The following is a 19,761-nucleotide window of genomic DNA, read 5'->3' on the forward strand; positions in this document are numbered from 1 at the left end:
CGTTCTTGGGGGTGGTCAGACCACCAGGGGACGGTCGGTCGGCTTGATCGGGGCGGGGAGCGGTGTCTTGCCACCCAGGTACTTGTCGACCGCCGCGGCGGCCGAACGGCCTTCCGCGATCGCCCAGACGATCAACGACTGACCGCGACCGGCGTCACCGCAAACGTACACCCCGGAGACGTTGGTGCCGAACTTGCCGTCCCGGGCGATGTTTCCGCGGGCGTCGAGGTCGACGCCGAGCTGCTCGACCAGGCCGTTCCTGACGTCGGTGCCGGTGAATCCCATGGCGAGGGTGACGAGTTGGGCGGGGATGACCTTCTCACTGCCCGGAACCGGCTCGAACTTGCCGTCCTTGAAGGCGACCTCGACGAGGTGCAGCTCCTGGACGTTCCCGTCCTCGTCGCCCGCGAAGTGCGTGGTGGAGACCGAGTACACGCGCTCGCCGCCCTCCTCGTGGGCGGAGGTCACCTTGTACGTCATCGGCATGGTCGGCCACGGCTGACCGGCCGGACGGGCCTCCGACGGCCGCGGCATGATCTCCAACTGGGTGACGGAGGCCGCGCCCTGGCGGTGCGCGGTGCCGACGCAGTCGGCGCCGGTGTCGCCGCCGCCGATGACCACGACGTGCTTGCCCTTGGCCGAGATCGGGGAGTCGACGTAGTCGCCCTCCTGGACCTTGTTGGCCAGCGGCAGGTACTCCATCGCCTGGTGGATGCCGTTCAACTCCCGTCCGGGGACGGGCAGATCACGGGCGGTGGTGGCGCCGGCCGCGACCACGACCGCGTCGAAGCGGGAGCGCAGGTCCTGGCCGGTGAGGTCGACGCCGACCTCGACGCCGGTGCGGAACCGGGTGCCTTCCGCGCGCATCTGCTCGATGCGGCGGTTGATGTGGCGCTTCTCCATCTTGAACTCGGGGATGCCGTAGCGCAGCAGTCCGCCGATCCGATCGGCGCGCTCGTACACGACGACGGTGTGCCCGGCCCGGGTGAGCTGCTGGGCGGCGGCCAGACCGGACGGGCCGGAGCCCACCACGGCGACGGTCTTGCCGGACAGCCGCTCCGGGACCTGCGGGGTGACGCCGCCCCGGTCCCAGGCCTTGTCGATGATGGTGACCTCGACGTTCTTGATGGTCACCGCGTCCTGGTTGATGCCGAGCACGCACGCCGACTCGCACGGGGCGGGGCAGAGGCGGCCGGTGAACTCCGGGAAGTTGTTGGTGGCGTGCAGGCGCTCGATGGCGCCGACGAAGTCGTCCCGGTACGCGAGGTCGTTCCACTCGGGGATGAGGTTCCCGAGCGGGCAGCCGTTGTGGCAGAACGGGATGCCGCAGTCCATGCAGCGCCCGGCCTGCTTGCTGATGATCGGAAGGAGGCTGCGCTCGACGTAGACCTCGTTCCAGTCGCGCAGTCGCACGTCCACCGGACGGCGCTCCGCCAGCTGCTTGGGGGTGGTCAGGAAGCCCTTGGGGTCAGCCACGTGCCGCCTCCATCATCTTCGCGGTGGTGTCGGCCTCGGAGAGGCCATCGCGCTCAGCGGCGTCCTTGGCGGCGAGCACTGCCTTGTAGTCGGTCGGCATGATCGTGGAGAAGCGGGAGACTCCGCTGCCCCAGTCGGCCAGGAGTTCGGCGGCCACGGTGGAGCCGGTCTCCTCGTAGTGCTGCTGCACGGTCTCGCGCAGCCATTCGCGGTCGGCGGCGTTGGGAGCCTCAATGCCCACCATGCCGCTGTTGACGTTGGCGGGGCGCAGGTCCAGCACGTAGGCGATGCCGCCGGACATGCCCGCCGCCAGGTTGCGGCCGGTCTCGCCGAGGATCACCACTCGGCCGCCGGTCATGTACTCCAGGCCGTGGTCGCCCACGCCCTCCACCACCAGGGTGGCGCCGGAGTTGCGGACGGCGAAGCGCTCACCGGCCTTGCCGCGCAGGTGGATCCGGCCCGAGGTGGCGCCGTAGCCGATGGTGTTGCCGGCGATCACGTGGTGCTGCGCGTCGGCGCCGATCGCGGCGGCGTCCCGGGCGGGACGGACCACGAGCACACCGCCGGACAAGCCCTTGCCGACATAGTCGTTGGCGTCGCCCTCCAGGCGCAGCGTCACGCCCCGGGGGACGAAGGCGCCGAACGACTGGCCGGCCGAGCCGGTGAAGGTGACGTCGATGGTGCCCTCGGGCAGGCCTTCGCCGCGGTACTTCTGGGTGACGCGGTGGCCGAGCATGGTGCCGACGGTGCGGTTGACGTTGCGGATCGGCAGCTGGATGCGGACGGCGTCGCCGCGCTCCAGGGCGTCCTCGGCCAGCTCGATCAGCTGGTTGTCGAGGGCCTTGTCGAGGGCGTGGTCCTGCTCGGTGGTGCGGTGCAGGGCCGCGCCCTCGGGCAGTTCGGGGACGTGGAGCAGCGGGGCGAGGTCGAGCCCGGCGGCCTTCCAGTGGTCGATCGCGGCCCGCGCGTCGATGTGCTCGGCGTGGCCGACGGCCTCCTCGATCGAGCGGAAGCCCAGCTCGGCGAGGATCTCGCGGACCTCCTCGGCGATGAACTCGAAGAAGTTGACCACGAATTCGGGCTTGCCGGTGAACCGCTCGCGCAGCACCGGGTTCTGGGTGGCGACGCCGACCGGGCAGGTGTCGAGGTGGCAGACCCGCATCATGATGCAGCCGGAGACCACCAGCGGGGCGGTCGCGAAGCCGAACTCCTCGGCGCCCAGCAGGGCGGCGATGACCACGTCGCGGCCGGTCTTCAGCTGGCCGTCGGTCTGCACCACGATGCGGTCGCGCAGGCCGTTGAGCAGCAGGGTCTGCTGGGTCTCGGCGAGGCCGAGCTCCCAGGGGCCGCCCGCGTGCTTGAGCGAGGTCAGCGGGGAGGCGCCGGTGCCGCCGTCGTGGCCGGAGATCAGCACCACGTCGGCGTGCGCCTTGGAGACGCCGGCCGCGACCGTGCCGACGCCGACCTCGGAGACCAGCTTCACGTGGATGCGGGCGGCCGGGTTGGCGTTCTTGAGGTCGTGGATCAGCTGAGCCAGGTCCTCGATGGAGTAGATGTCGTGGTGCGGCGGCGGGGAGATCAGGCCGACGCCCGGAGTGGAGTGCCGGGTCTTCGCCACCCACGGGTAGACCTTGTGGCCGGGCAGCTGGCCGCCCTCGCCGGGCTTGGCGCCCTGGGCCATCTTGATCTGGATGTCGTCGGCGTTGACCAGGTACTCGGAGGTGACGCCGAACCGGCCGGAGGCGACCTGCTTGATCGCCGAGCGGCGCTCGGGGTCGTACAGGCGCTCCGGGTCCTCGCCGCCCTCGCCGGTGTTGGACTTGCCGCCGAGGCGGTTCATCGCGATCGCGAGGGTCTCGTGCGCCTCCATCGAGATGGAGCCGTAGGACATCGCGCCGGTGGAGAACCGCTTGACGATCTCGGAGACCGGCTCGACCTCGTCCACGGAGATCGGGGCCCGGTCGAGGCCGTCCAGCCGGAACAGGCCGCGCAGCGTCATCAGCCGCTCGGACTGGGCGTTCACCCGGCCCGTGTACTGCTTGAAGATGTCGTAACGCTTGGTGCGGGTGGAGTGCTGGAGCCGGAACACCGTCTCCGGGTCGAACAGGTGCGGCTCGCCCTCGCGGCGCCACTGGTACTCGCCGCCGATCTCCAGCGCGCGGTGCGCGGCGGAGATGCCGGACGCCGGGTACGCCTTGGCGTGCCGGGCGGCGGTCTCCCGGGCGATCTCGTCCAGGCCGATGCCGCCGAGCTTGGTGGTGGTGCCCGCGAAGTAGGCGTCCACCAGCTCCTGGGACAGGCCGATGGCCTCGAAGACCTGCGCGCCGCGGTAGGAGGCGACGGTGGAGATGCCCATCTTGGACATCACCTTCAGCACGCCCTTGCCGAGCGCCTTGATCAGGTTCTTGATCGCCTTCTCGGGCTCCGCGCCCTGCACGAAGACGCCCTGCGAGACCAGGTCCTCGACGGACTCCATCGCCAGGTACGGGTTGACCGCGCCGGCGCCGTAGCCGATCAGCAGCGCGACGTGGTGCACCTCGCGGACGTCGCCGGCCTCGACCAGCAGCGACACCTGGGTGCGCTGCTTGGTGCGGATCAGGTGGTGGTGGATCGCCGAGGTGAGCAGCAGCGACGGGATCGGCGCGTGCTCGGCGTCCGAGTGCCGGTCGGAGAGCAGGATGATCCGGGCCCCGTCGGCGATCGCCGCGTCGGCCTCGGCGGCGATCTCGGCGAGCCGGGCGGCCAGGCCCTGGCCGCCGGTGGCGACCTTGTACAGGCCGGAGAGGGTGACGGCCTTCAGGCCGGGCTGGTCGCCGTCCGCGTTGACGTGGATCAGCTTGGCCAGCTCGTCGTTGTCGATCACCGGGAAGGTGATGCCGACCGAGCGGCAGTGCGCCGGGGTGGCGTCCAGCAGGTTGCCCTCGGGGCCGAGGTTGCTGTGCAGCGAGGTGACCAGCTCTTCGCGGATGGCGTCCAGCGGCGGGTTGGTGACCTGGGCGAACAGCTGGGTGAAGTAGTCGAACAGCAGCCGCGGCTTCTCGCTGAGCGCGGCGATCGGCGAGTCGGTGCCCATCGAGCCGAGCGCCTCGGCGCCGGTCTTGGCCATCGGCGCGATGATGACCCGCAGCTCCTCCTCGGTGTAGCCGAAGGTCTGCTGACGGCGCGTCACCGAGGCGTGGGTGTGGGCGATGTGCTCGCGCTCGGGGAGCTTGGCGAGCTGGATCTGCCCGGCGGCGACCCACTCCTCGTAGGGGTTCTCGGCGGCGAGGGCGGACTTGATCTCCTCGTCCTCGACGATCCGGTGCTCGGCGGTGTCGATCAGGAACATCCGGCCGGGCTGCAGGCGGCCCTTCTTGGCGACCTTGTCCTGGTCGATGTCGAGCACGCCGACCTCGGAGGAGAGCACCACCAGGCCGTCCTCGGTGATCCAGTACCGGGCGGGGCGCAGGCCGTTGCGGTCCAGGACGGCGCCGATCCGGGTGCCGTCGGTGAAGGTGACGCAGGCCGGTCCGTCCCAGGGCTCCATCAGGTTGGAGTGGTACTGGTAGAACGCGCGGCGGGCCGGGTCCATGGTGGCATGGTTCTCCCACGCCTCCGGGATCATCATCAGCACCGCGTGCGGCAGCGAGCGGCCGCCGAGGTGGAGCAGCTCCAGCACCTCGTCGAAGGACGCCGAGTCGGAGTGGTCCGGGGTGCAGACCGGGAAGATCCGGCTCAGGTCGCCGGGGATCAGGTCGGTGGCGAGCTGCGACTCCCGGGCGGTCATCCAGTTGCGGTTGCCCTTGACCGTGTTGATCTCGCCGTTGTGCGCGACGAAGCGGTACGGGTGGGCGAGCGGCCAGCTCGGGAAGGTGTTGGTGGAGAACCGCGAGTGCACCAGGCCGATCGCGGAGGCGTACAGCCGGTCCGACAGGTCGGGGAAGAACGGCTCCAGCTGCCCGGTGGTCAGCATGCCCTTGTAGACCAGGGTGCGGGCGGACAGCGAGGGGAAGTACACCCCGGCCTCCCGCTCGGCGCGCTTGCGCACCACGAACGCGATCCGGTCCAGCTCGATGCCGGCCCGCTCGCCGTGCGAGACGAAGAGCTGCCGGAAGCGCGGCATGACGGAGCGGGCGGTGGCGCCCAGCAGCTCCGGGGCGGTGGGGACGTCGCGCCAGCCGAGGACGGTCAGGCCCTCCTCGGCGGCGATCGCGCCGATCCGGGCGACGGCGGCCTCGGTCGCCTCGTCGTCCTGGGGCAGGAAGGCGATGCCGACCGCGTAGGAGCCGGCGGCGGGGAGCTCGAAGCCGACGTTGGCGCGCAGGAACGCGTCCGGGATCTGGGTCAGGATGCCCGCGCCGTCGCCGGAGTCGGGCTCGGCGCCGGTGGCGCCGCGGTGCTCCAGGTTGCGCAGCACGGTCAGCGCCTGCTCGACGATCCTGTGGTCGGCGATGCCGGTGAGCGTGGCCACGAAGCCGACGCCGCAGGCGTCGTGCTCGTTGCGCGGGTCGTAGAGACCCTGGGCCTGGGGACGCGCGTCCGGAACGAGGGCGTAGGGGCCGCCGGTGGCCGGGTCGTCCTCGTGGCCGGAGTGCAGGGATGCAGACAGCATCGGCTCTCCCGTCGTCGTGATCAGTTGCTTGATGCAAAGGGACGACGTTGGCCCTGATGCGATTGGTCGGTGCAGGTTACATGATGCCGGTGGTCCCGGGAAGCGGATTCCTGCGTCCATATCGCGGACGCAACCCCAGGTCACGGGGCGGATGGAGGGAAGGCGCAGCGTCGCGCGTCCAGACCAGTGTGCCCGGGGTCGAGGGGGTCGAAACAGGGGCGAAACACCCCCGGAACGACCCCTGCCGGGGTCAACCTGGGATTCTCCGACCGGGATGCCGACTGCGGTTGGGATTGTGCGGGTCGGCGACCGGATGTTGAGACTAGGGCAAGGCGACGGCCCGTGCCCATGTGTGGAACATCACGCGCTGCAGTGCATAGTCATGCAGAGATCTGGGTGTTCGTACAGGCCCGTCCGGAGGCCCGGTCAGCCGATCGCCCCGCCGATCAGTCGGCCCAGCAGGAAGGTGACGGCCGCCGCCGCGCCGCCCAGCGCGAGCTGGCGCAGGCCGCTGAACCACCAGGTACGGGCGGTCACCCGGGCCACTGCCGCACCGCAGACGAACAGGCCGAGCATGGCCAGCAGCGCGGCCGGCCACAGCGCGGTCGCGCCGAGCAGGTAGGGCAGCACGGGCAGCAGCGCGCCCAGCGCGAAGCAGCCGAACGAGGAGACGGCGGCGACCAGCGGCGAGGGCAGGTCCTCCGGGTCCACGCCGAGCTCCTCGCGGGCGTGCACGGCGAGCAGGGTGTCCGGGTCGGCGGACAGCTGGCGGGCCACCTCCATGGCCAGCTCCGGCTCGACGCCCTTGGCCACGTACAGCTGCGCCAGCTCGGCCAGCTCGCCGTGCGGGTTGCGCCGCAGCTCGATCCGCTCGGCCTCCAGCTCGGCCTCCACCAGCTCGCGCTGGGAGGCCACCGAGGTGTACTCCCCCACCGCCATGGAGAACGCGCCGGCCGCCAGGCCGGCCAGTCCGGTCAGCACCACGGTGCTCGGCTCGGCGGCCCCGCCGACCACGCCGGTCATCAGCGCGAAGTTGGACACCAGGCCGTCCACGGCGCCGAACACGGCCGGACGCAGCCAGCCGCCGTTGACGTCCCGGTGGTGGCCGTCGGCGGGTATCCGGGGCTGCGGGCTGTCGGTGTGGTGGTCGACGGTGATGGTGCTCATGCGGGCGGCTCCCCTTCCGGGCACGGCGAACACCCCCCAGGCCGGGTTCCGGACAGGCTGCTCGTGCCCTTCGAAACTAGCCTTTTGACCTGCGAGTTTCCAGCAAAGTAAGCCTGCCCAAAGGCAGTTGGGGCCGCCCCGCCGGTGCTGGCGGAGCGGCCCCGTGGAGGGTCAACTGGTGCGCTCAGGAGGACTTTTCGGAGTCCTTGGCGGCCTGGACGCTCTTCGCGTCCTTCGGGTCCTTCGCGTCCTTCGCGTCCTCGGGGCCCTTGGCGTCCTTCGGCGTGTCGTCGGCCGGGGCGTCCCCGGCGCCGGCCGCGGCAGCCGCGGCCTCGGCGCGCTCACGGGTGGCCTGCGGGTCGATCTCGTCCGGGTCCTCGCGGCCGGGGCGCAGCCGGGCGGAGACCACCAGGTAGACCACCGCGCCGATGAAGACGAGGATCGCCACCCAGTCGTTCAGCCGCAGGCCGAAGAAGCGGTGCGCCTCGTCGATCCGCAGCCACTCGGTCCAGAACCGGCCGGGCGTGTAGAGCGCGACGTACAGCGCGAAGGCCCGGCCGTGGCCTAGGGTGAAGCGCTTGTCGGCCCAGATCACCAGCACCGCGACCAGCACGCACCAGAGCGACTCGTACAGGAAGGTCGGGTGGTAGACGCCGGTGACCACGTCGCCGTTCGGCAGGGTCTTGTCGATCTCCAGACCCCAGGGCAGCGTGGTGGGCTTGCCGTACAGCTCCTGGTTGAACCAGTTGCCCCAGCGGCCGATGGCCTGGGCGAGCGCGATGCCGGGGGCGAGCGCGTCGGCCCAGGCGGGCAGCGGGACGCCGCGGCGGCGGGCGCCGATCCAGGCGCCGACCGCGCCGAAGGCGATGGCGCCCCAGATGCCGAGGCCGCCCTCCCAGATCTTCAGCGCGTCGAGCGGGTGCTTGCCCTCGCGGAAGTACAGCTGGTTGTCGGTGATGACGTGGTACAGCCGGCCGCCGACCAGGCCGAACGGCACCGCCCAGACCGCGATGTCGCCGACCGTGTGCCGGCCGCCGCCGCGGGCGACCCAGCGCTTGCTGCCGAGCCACACGGCCACGACGACACCGATGATGATGCAGAAGGCGTAGGCGCGCAGCGGGATGGGTCCGAGGTACAGGACGCCCCGCGACGGGCTCGGAATGTATGCGAGATCCATGACACCCTCGACGCTACCGTGTCCCGCCCCTCGCACCGGCACCGGAGCGGGTCACGGAAGCATCAAACCTCCCGGTCGGTCGTCCGGCGGTCAGGGCGTGGGCGAGGTGTTGGGCTCGGCGGCGGTCGAGGTGGGCGCCGGGCTCTGCCCGTGCGAGCCGGGGGTGCCCAGCTGCTTGCCCTGGTTGGCCTCGTCCACCCACTTCACCAGGTTGTCGGTGCTGATCTGCTCGTCGCCCTTCTTCGGGTAGATCGGCTGGCCGTTGAGCAGCACCGTCGGCGTGGACTTGAAGCCGGACTTGTCGAAGTCCTGCTGGACCGCGGAGACCCAGCCGCCGAACCTGTTGGTGTCGACGCAGGACCGGAACTCCGCGTTGTCCAGCCCCGGCACCTGCTTGCCCAGGTCGATCAGGGTCTGCTTGGTGCCGAAGGTGTCCTCGGTCTCCCCGGGCTGGTTGCGGTACAGCACGTCGTGGTAGTCCCGGAAGTGCCCGGCGTTCTGCGCGCAGCCCAGCGCGTTGGCGCCGTACTTGGAGCCGTTGCCGCCCAGCGAGCGATCGATGAACGAGACGATGTGGTAGTTGACGAAGACCTTGCCGGCGTCCTCCAGCTGGTCGATGGTCGGCGAGAAGGTGCGCTCGAAGGCGCCGCAGGCCGGGCAGCGCGGGTCCTCGTACACGGTGAGGGTGGACGGGGCGTTGGCGGCGCCGACCGGGATGATCAGGTTCTTGTCGCCGATGGTGCCCGCCGGGGCGGCGGTCGGGGTCTCCGGCTTGGAGCGCTGGTTCTGCACCACCACGCCGATCACCACGGCGGCGGCGATCACGGCGACCACCGCGCCGCCGACCACCAGCTTCTTCTTCCGCTTCGCCCGGGCCTCCTGCTCCGCCCGTTCCTCCAGCATCCGCTCACGGGCGCTGCGCTTGCCTTCTTGGTTCTTGTCGCTCATGAGGTGCTCTGCCATGGGTCCAGGGGTCGGTTCTCTTCGAGGGGTGGGGTGGGGACGGGGTGCTCAGGCGGCCAGCCAGGCGTCCACCGAGAGCTTGGTGCGGGGACGGAAGATCAGCCACGCGGACAGCAGCAGGAAGCCGGTGTCGCGGAGGATCTCCTGCACGTACTTGGTCTGCGAATCGCTCACCGCGCCGCCGCCGCCGAAGCAGCCGCAGTCGATCGAGATGCCGCGCGCCCAGACGGAGGAGATGCCGGCGATGAACAGCAGCAGCAGCGCCGCGGAGATCACCGCGACCACCCGGGTGCCGAGGCCCAGCACCAGCAGCACCGCCAGGGCCAGCTCCAGGAACGGCAGCCCCCAGCCGACCGGCTTCACCAGCGACTCGGGCAGGATCTCGTAGGCCCGGACGGCCTGCGCCGCCTCCGCCGGGTCGGCGACCTTCGCCAGACCGGCCCAGCCCCACACCACGGCCAGGCCCAACCGCGCCGCCAGCCCGAACCACTCCGCCGCCGGACCGTCCACCACCCGGCGAAACCCGCTCACCCGGTCGTGTTCGGCCTGCTGACTGGCCATCAGTTCCCCCTCGGGCACGCTCCGCCGTTTCCTGCCTGATGAACCGTAGGGGATGGCGGGTGGTTCCTCCACATTCGCGAGTTACGCCGGACGGGTGAGGTTATGCGGACATACGTCCGGTTCGGCAGATCATCGTCCCGGCTCTCCGCACCCCGCCTCCGACTGCTGGCACACCACCGCCCGCTCCGCGCCCCGGCGGGCCAACTCCCGTTCCACGCCGCCGCTTCCGGCCAGCGCCGCGACCAGCGCCAGACCGGCCGCCAGCGCCCGCAGCAGGACCGCCCTCTGCACCCGCGCCATCCGCCCGCCCTTCCGCCGACCCACCGTCAGCCGGTTCAACGGCCGGAGCCCCGACAAGATCACCGAGCGGCCCGGACAGTTCACCCGATCAGGTGGCGGCCCCGGAACGCCGAAGAGCCGCCCGGGGAGCGGCTGTTGCTCCCCGAACGGCTCCGGGCCCTCGGCTCCGGGCGCTACTTGCGGCGCACACCCGTCGCCAGGTCCGCGGCCAGCGCCCGGACGGCGGCCGTGCCGGCTTCCGGATCGGCCGCGTCCAGCAGGCGCTTCACGAACGCGGAGCCGACGATCACGCCGTCCGCGAAGGCGGCGACCTCGGCGGCCTGGTCGGCGTTGGAGACGCCCAGGCCGACGCAGACCGGCAGCGCCGTGGTGGCGCGGGTCCGGGCCACCAGGTCCTCGGCCAGGTTGCCGACCGCGGAGCGGGTGCCGGTGACACCCATCACGGCGGCGGCGTAGACGAAGCCGGAGCCCGCCGCGGTGACCTCGGCCAGCCGGGCGTCCTTGGAGGACGGGGCGACCACGAACACGGTGTCCAGGCCGTGCTCCCCGGCGGCCTTGCGCCACTCCGCCGCCTCCTCGACCGGCAGGTCGGGCAGGATGCAGCCCGCTCCCCCGGCCGCGGCCAGGTCGGCGGCGAACCGGGCGACGCCGTAGCGGTCCACCGGGTTCCAGTACGTCATCACCAGCACCGGCACGGCCGGGTGGGCGGCGGCGACCTCGGCGACGGTGCGCAGAACGTCCTTGATCTTCACGCCGCCGCGGAGCGCGATGTCGTCGGCGGTCTGGATGACCGCGCCGTCCAGCACCGGGTCGGAGTGCGGCAGGCCGACCTCGACGACGTCGCAGCCGCCCTCGATCAGCGCGTTGATCGCGGCGATGCCGCCGTCGACGGTCGGGAAGCCGGCCGGCAGGTAGCCGATCAGGGCGGCCCGGCCCTCGGCCTTGGCGGCGGCGAGGGCGGTGGTGAGCTTGGTGTCGGCCATGGTCAGTTGGTCCCCTCGGCGTCGTCGTAGAGGCCGAAGTACTCGGCGGCGGTGTGCATGTCCTTGTCGCCACGGCCGGACAGCGAGACCAGGATGGTCGCCTCCGGGCCGAGCTCGCGGCCGAGTTCGAGCGCGCCGGCCAGGGCGTGCGCGGACTCGATGGCCGGGATGATGCCCTCGGTGCGGGACAGCAGCCGCAGCGCCTCCATCGCGGCGCGGTCGGTGACCGGGCGGTACTCGGCCCGGCCGGTGTCCTTCAGCCAGGCGTGCTCGGGGCCGACGCCCGGGTAGTCCAGGCCGGCCGAGATCGAGTGCGACTCGATGGTCTGGCCGTCCTCGTCCTGCAGCACGTAGGTGCGCGAGCCGTGCAGCACGCCCGGGTCGCCCTTGGTCAGGGTGGCGGCGTGCTTCGGGGTGTCGGCGCCGTCGCCGGCCGCCTCGCAGCCGATCAGGCGCACGCCCGCGTCCGGGATGAACTCGTGGAAGATGCCCATCGCGTTGGAGCCGCCGCCGACGCAGGCGACCACCGCGTCGGGCAGCCGCCCGGTGCGGTCGAGCACCTGCTGCCGGGCCTCGATGCCGATGACCCGGTGGAAGTCGCGCACCATCATCGGGAACGGGTGCGGGCCGGCGACGGTGCCGAACAGGTAGTGGGTGGAGTCGACGTTGGCGACCCAGTCGCGGAACGCCTCGTTGATGGCGTCCTTCAGGGTGCGGCTGCCGGACTTCACCGGGATCACCTCGGCGCCCAGCATCCGCATCCGGGCGACGTTCAGGGCCTGCCGCTGGGTGTCGACCTCGCCCATGTAGATGGTGCAGTCGAAGCCGAACAGCGCGCAGGCGGTGGCGGTGGCCACGCCGTGCTGGCCGGCGCCGGTCTCGGCGATGATCCGGGTCTTGCCCATCCGGCGGGTCAGCAGCGCCTGGCCCAGCACGTTGTTGATCTTGTGCGAGCCGGTGTGGTTCAGGTCCTCGCGCTTGAGCAGGACCCGCGCCCCGCCGGCCTCGGCGGAGAACCGGTGGACGTCGGTCAGCGGGCTGGGCCGGCCGGTGTAGTCCTTCAGCAGGGCGTCGAGTTCGGCGGCGAACGCCGGGTCGGCCTTGGCCTTCTCGTACTCCTCCGCGACCTGCTCGACGGCGGCGACCAGCGCCTCCGGGATGAAGCGGCCGCCGTAGGCGCCGAAGTAACCGCGGCTGTCCGGGACCTGGGTACCCGGAAGGTTGAGCTCGGACATGACTCGTCCTCGAAGTGGAAGTGACGGCGTGAAAGTGGAACGGGCGGCGAAGGGTCAGCCGCGGGTTCCGCGCCATCGACGTCCGGGGACCTGCCCGGGCTCGCAGCCGATCACGTAGCGCACCCGCCGCCCCAGCACCCGGCGTGCGGGCGCGCGGCAGCCGCGCGGGCGGCAGCCGGGGGCGAGACGGGTGGCGATCGACATGGCGGTGGGTCAGCCCCGCCCGTTGTTGCGCAGCGCCGGGTGGGCGCCGGCGGCGACCAGGTCGGCGACCGCGGTGCGCGGGTCGCGGCCGGTCACCAGGGACTCGCCGACCAGCACCGCGTCGGCGCCCTGGTTGGCGTAGGTGATCAGGTCGTGCGGGCCGCGCACCCCGGACTCGGCGACCTTGACGATGTGCGCCGGGATGGCGTCCACCACGTTGCCGAAGGTGTTCCGGTCGACCTGGAGGGTCTTCAGGTTGCGGGCGTTGACGCCGATGATCTTCGCGCCGGCGTCCACCGCGCGGGCGATCTCCTCCTCGTCGTGCACCTCGACCAGCGGGGTCAGCCCGATCGACTCGGCCCGCTCGATCAGCGAGACCAGGGCCGGCTGCTCCAGCGCGGCGACGATCAGCAGCGCCAGGTCCGCGCCGTGCGCGCGGGCCTCCCACAGCTGGTAGGCGGTGACGATGAAGTCCTTGCGCAGGATCGGGGTCTCGACCGCGGCGCGCACCGCGTCCAGGTCGGCCAGCGAGCCGCCGAAGCGGCGCTGCTCGGTGAGCACGCTGATCGCGGCGGCCCCGCCGGCCGCGTAGTCGACCGCCAGCGCGGCCGGGTCGGCGATCGCCGCGAGTGCGCCCTTGGACGGGCTGGAGCGCTTGACCTCGCAGATCACCCGGACGCCGTCGCCACGCAGCGCGGCCACGCCGTCCTTCGCCTCGGGCGCCTTCGCGGCGAGCTCCTTGAGCTCGTCCAGGGAGGTCCGGGCCTGTCGCTCGGCGAGGTCCTGCCGGACCCCGTCGATGATCTCGTCGAGCACAGTCACGCGTGCGCCCCCATCATGTTTCGCTGGTGTGGCCGGGGACACAGGTGCATGGCCCCGGCCTTTCGATGGTATCGGGCCCGGGGGGCGCACTCCGCATCCGTCCGGCGCGCGTCTCGATCGGCGGACCGCCGGGCGCGCGTTCAGGGCCCGTCCCGAGGGCTGTTCCGGACTGCCGGGGCCCGTCCCGAGGCCTGTTCCGGGCTGTCGGGGGCGCGGGTCGACGGGGTTCTAGACCGCCGGGGGCGCGAGTCCGGCGCCGATCGGCAGGTTGCGCACCACTGCGAACAGCGCCAGGACCAGCATCAGCAGCACCGCCTGTCGGCCGGTCAGTCGGAAGCCGGCGGGGCGGCCGCGCACCGCCCGCACTGCCCAGCGCACCCACAGCACCAGGGCGGTCAGCGCCAGCAGCGTCACCAGCAGGTTGTCGTGGCCGGCGGTCAGCAGATCGCCCCTGGTCAGCGCGTGCACGCAGCGCAGGCCGCCGCAGCCGGGGCACCACCAGCCGGTCGCCTGCAGCACCGGGCACACCGGGTAGTGGCCGGGCGTGTTCGGGTCGACCGCGGCGACGAACGCGGTGGGCATCGCCACCGAGACCAGCGCAACCAGCGGGCGGACCAGGCGGCGCGGGGCCGAGCCGGCGACGGGGGCGGGGGGAGCGTTCACGGGCACGATTGTGCCCGGGCCGGTACGGGAAACTCCCCGGAAAACGCCGAACGGCGGGCGCGCGGCCCGCCGTTCGTACCGTGTCCCGCGGTCAGGCCGCGGTGACCGCGCTGCGCTCCTCGGTGGAGGCCGGCGCGTAGTTCTTGCTGGGCTGCTTGCCCATGCCCGCCATCGACATCGCCTTGCCGACGACACCGCCGATCAGGACCACGGCGAGGCCCGCAATGGTCAGCACGACGTTCGGCATGATCATGGCCACGCCGGCCACGCAGAAACCGACGAAGGAAATGACCACGCCGGTCCACGCGGCGGGAGTGTGGCCGTGCGCTGCTGAAGCCATCTTGATGCTGCTCCTTGTTATCCGGGGCCCCGGTCGGGCGATCCTGGGCGGCGCTCGACGGGTTGACACCCCCATTGTGCCGGGCCGAACACGGCGTCCCCAAGCGGGGGCCGCAGTGGTACCGAGCACACTCAGCCGGTGGGGTCCTCGCCGCGGTCCAGGGCCTTCCACAGGTCAGCGGGGCTGTCCCCGGCCGGGCGGGGCGCCCGCCGGGCAGTCGGTGCCTCGTAACGGGAGCCCATGGCAGGCCAGTTCCGGCCGAAGCGGACCGTCACGGCGCCGGCCAGGAACAGCAGCAGCCCGCCCGCCAGCGCCACCCACGGCCAGCCGGTGCGGGTGATCCCCTCGGCGTGCGCGCTGGTCAGTCCGAGCTGCGCGGCGGCCAGGTCGTGCAGGCCTGCGGTGTCAGTGCGGCCGATGACCGCCCCGGCGACCGCGCCGACGCCCGCCAGCACCGTCAGCAGGCCGACCAGCATCCGGGCCCGGCCGCGCACCGCGAACACCGCGACGGCGGCGGCCATCGCCACCAGCGCCATGCCGGTCGGCAGGCCGGTCAGCTTGCTGCCCGAGGCAGCGATCTCGATCCGGCCGCCGGCCGTGCCGGGCGCCACCCCCTCCGCCCAGGTGCGGCCGACGGCGGTCAGCACCAGCGTGGCGCCGAGCGCGGTCAGCAGCAGCATCAGCGCGAGGGTGCCTCGGGACTTGGGGGCAGCAGGGGTCTCACTCACCCGTCCAGTGTCCCCGACCGCACGCCACAGCTCGCCACCGCCCCTCACCGCCGCACGCCACCGCCCCGCCGCGGGCGGGGTCGGTCAGCGCAGGGTGTTGGCGGCGGCGACCGCCCGCAGCACCGCGGTGGCCTTGTTGCGGCACTCGGTGTCCTCGGCGTGCGGGTCGGAGTCGGCGACCACGCCCGCCCCGGCCTGGACGTACGCGGTGCCGCCGCGGATCACCGCGGTGCGGATCGCGATCGCGGTGTCCGAGTCGCCCGCGAAGTCCAGGTAGCCGACGCAGCCGCCGTACAGCCCGCGGCGGGTCGGCTCCAGCTCCTCGATGATCTGCATGGCGCGGGGCTTGGGAGCGCCGGACAGCGTGCCGGCCGGGAAGCAGGCGGTGAGCACGTCGAGCGCGCTGCGGTCCTCGGCGACCTTGCCGGTGACGGTCGAGACGATGTGCATGACGTGGCTGTAGCGCTCGATCGTCATGAACTCCACCACCTCGACCGATCCCGGCGCGCAGACCCGGCCCAGGTCGTTGCGGCCCAGGTCGACCAGCATCAGGTGCTCGGCCCGCTCCTTCGGGTCGGCGAGCAGCTCGGCGGCCAGCTCGGCGTCCTCCAGCGCGGTGGCGCCGCGGTGCCGGGTGCCGGCGATCGGGTGCACCATCGCCTCGCCCTCGGCGACCTTGACCAGCGCCTCCGGGCTGGAGCCGACCACGTCGAAGCCGCCCTCCGCGCCGCCGTCCGGGCCGGGGAAGCGGAACAGGTACATGTACGGGCTGGGGTTGGTGGTGCGCAGCACCCGGTAGACGTCCAGCGCGGACGCCTCGCACGGGGACTCGAAGCGCTGCGAGGGCACCACCTGGAACGCCTCGCCGGCCCGGATCCGCTCCTTCACCACCTCCACCGCCTTGCGGTAGGGCTCGCCGCCGAACGGCGAGTGCGCCGCCACCTCGGTCGGCGTCCAGGTGGCCAGGCCCGGGTCGACGGGGCGGCGCAGGTCCGCCTCCATCGCGTCCAGCCGGGCCACCGCGTCGGCGTACGCCTCGTCCACGCCGGTGGCGAGGTCGTTGTGGTTGACGGCGTTGGCGATCAGCAGCACGGTGCCGTCGGCGTGGTCGAGCACCGCCAGGTCGGTGGCCAGCAGCAGGGTCAGCTCGGGAAGTTGCAGGTCGTCCGGGGTGAGGTCGGGCAGGTTCTCCAGGCGGCGGACCACGTCGTAGCCGAGGTAGCCGACCAGGCCGCCGGTGAGCGGCGGCAGGCCGTCGTCGGGGTGCCGGGGGGTGTGCAGGGCGGCCAGCGTGGCGCGCAGCACCTCCAGCGGGTCGCCGGTGGTCGGAATGCCGACCGGGGGCTCGCCCAGCCAGCGCGCGCCGCCGTCCTGACCGACCGTCAGGACGGCGCCGGAGCGCACCCCGACGAACGAGTACCGCGCCCAGCTGCCCTGCTCGGCGGACTCCAGCAGGAAGGTGCCGGGCCGTTCGGCCGCCAGGCTGCGGTACACGCCGATCGGGGTGAGGCCGTCCGCGAGGAGCCGGCGGGTGACGGGAATGACCCGGGTGTCTGCGGCGAGCGTGCGGAAAGCCTCAAGTTCCATGGGGCACCGATCGGATGAGAGGGGCAGGTGGGCGGTCGAAGCAGGGACAGGCTAGCGGGACAGCGGCAGCACGTCGGCGTCGAAACAGGTCCGGTCGCCGGTGTGGCATGCCGCGCCGACCTGGTCGACCTTGACCAGCAGGGTGTCGCCGTCGCAGTCCAGCGCGACGTGCTTGACGTGCTGGAAGTGGCCCGAGGTGTCGCCCTTCACCCAGTACTCGTTGCGGCTGCGGCTCCAGTACGTGCAGCGGCCGGTGGTCAGGGTGCGGTGCAGCGCCTCGTCGTCCATCCAGCCGAGCATCAGCACCTCACCGGTGTCGTACTGCTGGGCGACGGCGGGCAGCAGGCCGTCCGCGGTGCGCTTGAGGCGGGCGGCGATCGCCGGGTCCAGGGCGGTGCTGCCGGGGGCGGCGGGGTTGGTCGACATGCCCCCATTCTCGCAGGGCGTCCGGGTCGGCCCGGGCGGGCGGCCCGACCCGGTAGTTTGAGCCCCGACGAAAAGCAGAACTGCTGTGCATGTTGGGGGATTTGCCAGGTGAGCCAGTACCAGTCGCAACCACTGCCCGCCGCCGCGTTCGGTGACTACCGGCTCCAGCGGACGGCGGGCGAGCACCTCCACCCCGGCGAGCCGATGATCGGCGCCTGGGCGATGAAACTGGACCGTCTGGCGCCGCTCTGGTGGGACCGGGACACCGTCCGCGCGGCGAGCTACGCCCCGCTGGCCTGGATCCACAACTTCTTCGCCGCGCTCTGGCGCGGATTCTGGACGTACTTCCTGCCCCGCTGGTTCGTCGAGATCTTCGTGCCGAACCTGCACCTGCGCCGCCCGTACGGCCTGTCGCTGACCCGGCGCGCCTACCGCGCGCTGCGCCGGCCGCTGCACGGCGGCTCGCTGAGCGGCGGCGACGGCTCGACGGCACGGCAGTTCTGGCGGGCGGTGCGCACCACGCCCGGCGAGAAGCTACGCGCCGACCACGACTTGTTCACGGTGCTGCTGACGGACCGCCGGCTGCTGGTCCTCAGCCGCTGGACCAGCCTGCAGCACAACCAGCACTACCGGGCCGTCCCGCTGTACGAACTGCCCCTCGGCAGCTGGTGGCTGCGCCCGGACACCCCGAACGACGTCTGGGCCGCCCGCCAGGACCTGCTGTTCGCGGACGGCTCCTGGATCGCCCTGGACTTCCAGGACTCGGACGAGCGGGAGGCGTTCCGCGCGGCGACGGCGGGGCGCTGACCGTACCGGTCGGCCCCGCCGCCACCCCGACGGGGCCGGTCAGCCGAAGGCGGTCGCGATCCGCGACTCGTCCACCCGGTACGGCGCCGGGTCGTGCGCGAGGCCGACGTCGTGCAGGAGCTCCTGCTTGACCGCCTCCTTGTTGACGTCGCTCGTCAGGCCCTCCTTGGCGACCGCCCAGGAGGACTGCCCGGCCGCCTTCAGGCTGCCCTTGAGCGTGCCGTCGCCGCGCTGCGCCGGGTCGCCGTCCTCGATCCCCAGCCCCTCCCGGAGCTTGCCCTCCGCCCACTCGCTCGCCTTGGCGTCGAGCTTCTGGGCGGCCTGGGCGATCTTCCCCTCGCCCTGTTCCAGCTCGCGGAGGCCGTTGAACGCCGTCTTCACGTCCTTGACCTTGGTCAGCGCCTTGCTGATGCCCTCCAGGTTGCGGACGGCCTTCACGGCGCTGCCCAGCTCCTTGAGCGCCTTCAGCAGCTCCTCCAGCTTGCGCGCCAGCTCGGTGGAGACCTTGGCGACCTTCGCCACGAAGCGGGCGATCTGCGCCTCGGTGATCAGCGCGTCCGCGATCAGGCCGACGCCCATGGTGACCACCGCGATCACCGCCTCGGCGGCCAGCGACTCGATCAGCGACTCGATCGCCTCGCTGATGATCTCGATGATCATGCCCTCGGCCATCGCGCACTCCTGCGCGGCCGAGTTGATGATCTGGGCGGTCTGCTCCATGCCCTTCGCGGTCTGGTCGAGCGCGTCCGCGACCTCGCCCATGTGGCCGCCGAACGCGTCGCTGGCGCTGCCCGCCCACCCCTGGGAGAGCGGCACCGCGCCGCCGCGCAGCTCGGACGCCACCGACTGGACGGCGTGCGCCTGCGCCTGCCACTCCTCGGCGGCGGCGTTCAGCTCGGCCAGGTTGCCGGTGACCTTCTCCAGCATCCCCAGCAGGCCGGACTGCTCCAGCGCCCACTCGACCGCCTCGTCGAGCATCCCGCCCAGGCCGCCCCGGTCGGGGTGCTGCGCGGGGTCGAGGTTCGCCATCGCCTGCTCGACCCGGGCGTGCGCCCAGGCGTAGGCGTCGCTGGGGCCGTCCAGGGACAGGCCGGGCGGCATCGAGCCCTGGCCGATCATGATCCGGCCGGTGCCGGTGTCGCCCCAGCCGCCGCCCGCCGCCTCGGCGCCGACCTGACCGGCGACCCGGCCGAGCATGCCGCCGAGACCCGCGACGTCCCCGCCGCCCTCACCGGCGCCGTCCAGCTCGGTCGACGGCGCGGCGCCGCCGCCCGGCTCGGGGTTCTCCGGGTCCTTCGGGCCGAACAGCTTGTCGGCCGCCCAGTCACCGGCGCGCTGGCTCACGCTGTCGATGACGGTGCCGGCGCTGTCCTTGAGCTTGCCCTTGAACCAGTTCTCCCGCGGGTCGATCGGGCCGACGCCGTCCGCGCCGTCCCCGCCGTCGTCGGTCGGGTGCTGCGGCTGCTGCTGGCCGTTGTGCGGGGGCTGCTGCGGCTGCGCCGGGACGTGCGGCTGCGGCTGCTGCCCGGTGTGCGGCGGCTGCTGCGGCGGCGCCGGGACGTGCGGCTGGTGCTGCTGCGGCACGTGCGGCTGCGGCGGCGGGCCGGACTGCCCGCCGTGGTTGCCGGTGCTGCCGGTCTGGCCGCCGTGATTGCCGGTGCTGCCGGTCTGGCCGCCGTGGCTGCTCGAACCGCCCGTGGAGGTCCGGCCTCCGCCGCCCCCGCTCCGCCC

The 19,761-nt window shown here is 72.5% G+C and carries 18 protein-coding genes; 1 reads left to right on the plus strand and 17 read right to left on the minus strand.

Annotation, left to right across the window (positions count from 1 at the left end):
• Positions 1 to 15 precede the first annotated feature (15 nt).
• The 16 genes from IEZ12_RS07475 to hisI all read right to left on the minus strand — a co-directional run bounded on the left by IEZ12_RS07475 (position 16) and on the right by hisI (position 17,223).
• On the minus strand, positions 16 to 1,476 hold the full coding sequence (locus tag IEZ12_RS07475; protein WP_189271325.1) for a glutamate synthase subunit beta: 1,461 nt from the start codon (positions 1,474 to 1,476) through the stop codon (positions 16 to 18).
• Positions 1,469 to 6,067, minus strand: a complete 4,599-nt coding sequence (gene gltB / locus IEZ12_RS07480) for a glutamate synthase large subunit (protein ID WP_189271326.1) — start codon at positions 6,065 to 6,067, stop codon at positions 1,469 to 1,471. The genes IEZ12_RS07475 and gltB overlap by 8 nt, the downstream gene beginning before the upstream one ends.
• 426 nt (positions 6,068 to 6,493) lie before the next feature.
• Positions 6,494 to 7,234: a VIT1/CCC1 transporter family protein gene (locus tag IEZ12_RS07485; protein WP_043913408.1), complete on the minus strand. Its 741-nt coding sequence runs from the start codon at positions 7,232 to 7,234 to the stop codon at positions 6,494 to 6,496.
• 184 nt (positions 7,235 to 7,418) lie between these two features.
• A complete protein-coding gene (gene lgt, locus IEZ12_RS07490) occupies positions 7,419 to 8,411 on the minus strand; it encodes a prolipoprotein diacylglyceryl transferase (RefSeq protein ID WP_189271327.1) in 993 nt (330 codons plus the stop codon).
• A gap of 90 nt (positions 8,412 to 8,501) precedes the next feature.
• Positions 8,502 to 9,374: a DsbA family protein gene (locus tag IEZ12_RS07495; RefSeq protein WP_308431010.1), complete on the minus strand. Its 873-nt coding sequence runs from the start codon at positions 9,372 to 9,374 to the stop codon at positions 8,502 to 8,504.
• A 48-nt stretch (positions 9,375 to 9,422) separates the two neighbouring features.
• Complete coding sequence (locus IEZ12_RS07500; RefSeq protein WP_189271328.1) at positions 9,423 to 9,935, minus strand: MauE/DoxX family redox-associated membrane protein; 513 nt, start codon at positions 9,933 to 9,935, stop codon at positions 9,423 to 9,425.
• Between the two features lie 129 nt (positions 9,936 to 10,064).
• Positions 10,065 to 10,235 carry a hypothetical protein gene (locus IEZ12_RS07505; protein ID WP_189271329.1) on the minus strand — a complete coding sequence of 57 codons (171 nt, stop codon included), beginning with the start codon at positions 10,233 to 10,235 and terminating at the stop codon, positions 10,065 to 10,067.
• A 173-nt stretch (positions 10,236 to 10,408) separates the two neighbouring features.
• On the minus strand, positions 10,409 to 11,218 hold the full coding sequence (gene trpA / locus IEZ12_RS07510) for a tryptophan synthase subunit alpha (RefSeq protein WP_189271330.1): 810 nt from the start codon (positions 11,216 to 11,218) through the stop codon (positions 10,409 to 10,411).
• Between the two features lie 2 nt (positions 11,219 to 11,220).
• Positions 11,221 to 12,453 (minus strand): tryptophan synthase subunit beta, encoded by a 1,233-nt coding sequence (gene trpB, locus IEZ12_RS07515; protein WP_100586977.1) that lies wholly within the window; start codon positions 12,451 to 12,453, stop codon positions 11,221 to 11,223.
• Positions 12,454 to 12,507: 54 nt separating this feature from the next.
• Complete coding sequence (gene trpM / locus IEZ12_RS40520) at positions 12,508 to 12,657, minus strand: tryptophan biosynthesis modulator TrpM (protein WP_167349402.1); 150 nt, start codon at positions 12,655 to 12,657, stop codon at positions 12,508 to 12,510.
• A 9-nt stretch (positions 12,658 to 12,666) separates the two neighbouring features.
• Positions 12,667 to 13,479, minus strand: a complete 813-nt coding sequence (gene trpC / locus IEZ12_RS07520; RefSeq protein ID WP_043913417.1) for an indole-3-glycerol phosphate synthase TrpC — start codon at positions 13,477 to 13,479, stop codon at positions 12,667 to 12,669.
• A gap of 228 nt (positions 13,480 to 13,707) precedes the next feature.
• A complete protein-coding gene (locus IEZ12_RS07525) occupies positions 13,708 to 14,142 on the minus strand; it encodes a DUF2752 domain-containing protein (protein WP_229847317.1) in 435 nt (144 codons plus the stop codon).
• Between the two features lie 91 nt (positions 14,143 to 14,233).
• Positions 14,234 to 14,482 carry an HGxxPAAW family protein gene (locus IEZ12_RS07530; RefSeq protein WP_043913421.1) on the minus strand — a complete coding sequence of 83 codons (249 nt, stop codon included), beginning with the start codon at positions 14,480 to 14,482 and terminating at the stop codon, positions 14,234 to 14,236.
• Positions 14,483 to 14,613: 131 nt separating this feature from the next.
• The gene (locus IEZ12_RS07535; RefSeq protein WP_189271396.1) at positions 14,614 to 15,162 is read right to left on the minus strand and encodes a TIGR02234 family membrane protein; all 549 of its coding nucleotides are present in this window, start codon (positions 15,160 to 15,162) and stop codon (positions 14,614 to 14,616) included.
• 132 nt (positions 15,163 to 15,294) lie between these two features.
• Positions 15,295 to 16,797 carry an anthranilate synthase component I gene (locus IEZ12_RS07540; protein ID WP_043913423.1) on the minus strand — a complete coding sequence of 501 codons (1,503 nt, stop codon included), beginning with the start codon at positions 16,795 to 16,797 and terminating at the stop codon, positions 15,295 to 15,297.
• Between the two features lie 51 nt (positions 16,798 to 16,848).
• The gene (gene hisI, locus IEZ12_RS07545; RefSeq protein ID WP_100586982.1) at positions 16,849 to 17,223 is read right to left on the minus strand and encodes a phosphoribosyl-AMP cyclohydrolase; all 375 of its coding nucleotides are present in this window, start codon (positions 17,221 to 17,223) and stop codon (positions 16,849 to 16,851) included.
• Positions 17,224 to 17,331: 108 nt separating this feature from the next.
• Between hisI and IEZ12_RS07550 the strand changes: the two genes are divergently transcribed.
• Entirely contained in the window at positions 17,332 to 18,030 is a 699-nt protein-coding gene (locus IEZ12_RS07550; RefSeq protein WP_043913426.1) for a hypothetical protein, read from the plus strand.
• Positions 18,031 to 18,069: 39 nt separating this feature from the next.
• On the opposite strand, the gene IEZ12_RS07555 is transcribed toward IEZ12_RS07550, so the two are convergent.
• A partial coding sequence (locus tag IEZ12_RS07555; RefSeq protein ID WP_189271331.1) for a WXG100 family type VII secretion target occupies positions 18,070 to 19,761 on the minus strand: 1,692 nt, incomplete at its 5' end.

Origin of the sequence: Kitasatospora griseola, assembly GCF_014648555.1 — a bacterium.
Taxonomy (GTDB): domain Bacteria; phylum Actinomycetota; class Actinomycetes; order Streptomycetales; family Streptomycetaceae; genus Kitasatospora; species Kitasatospora griseola.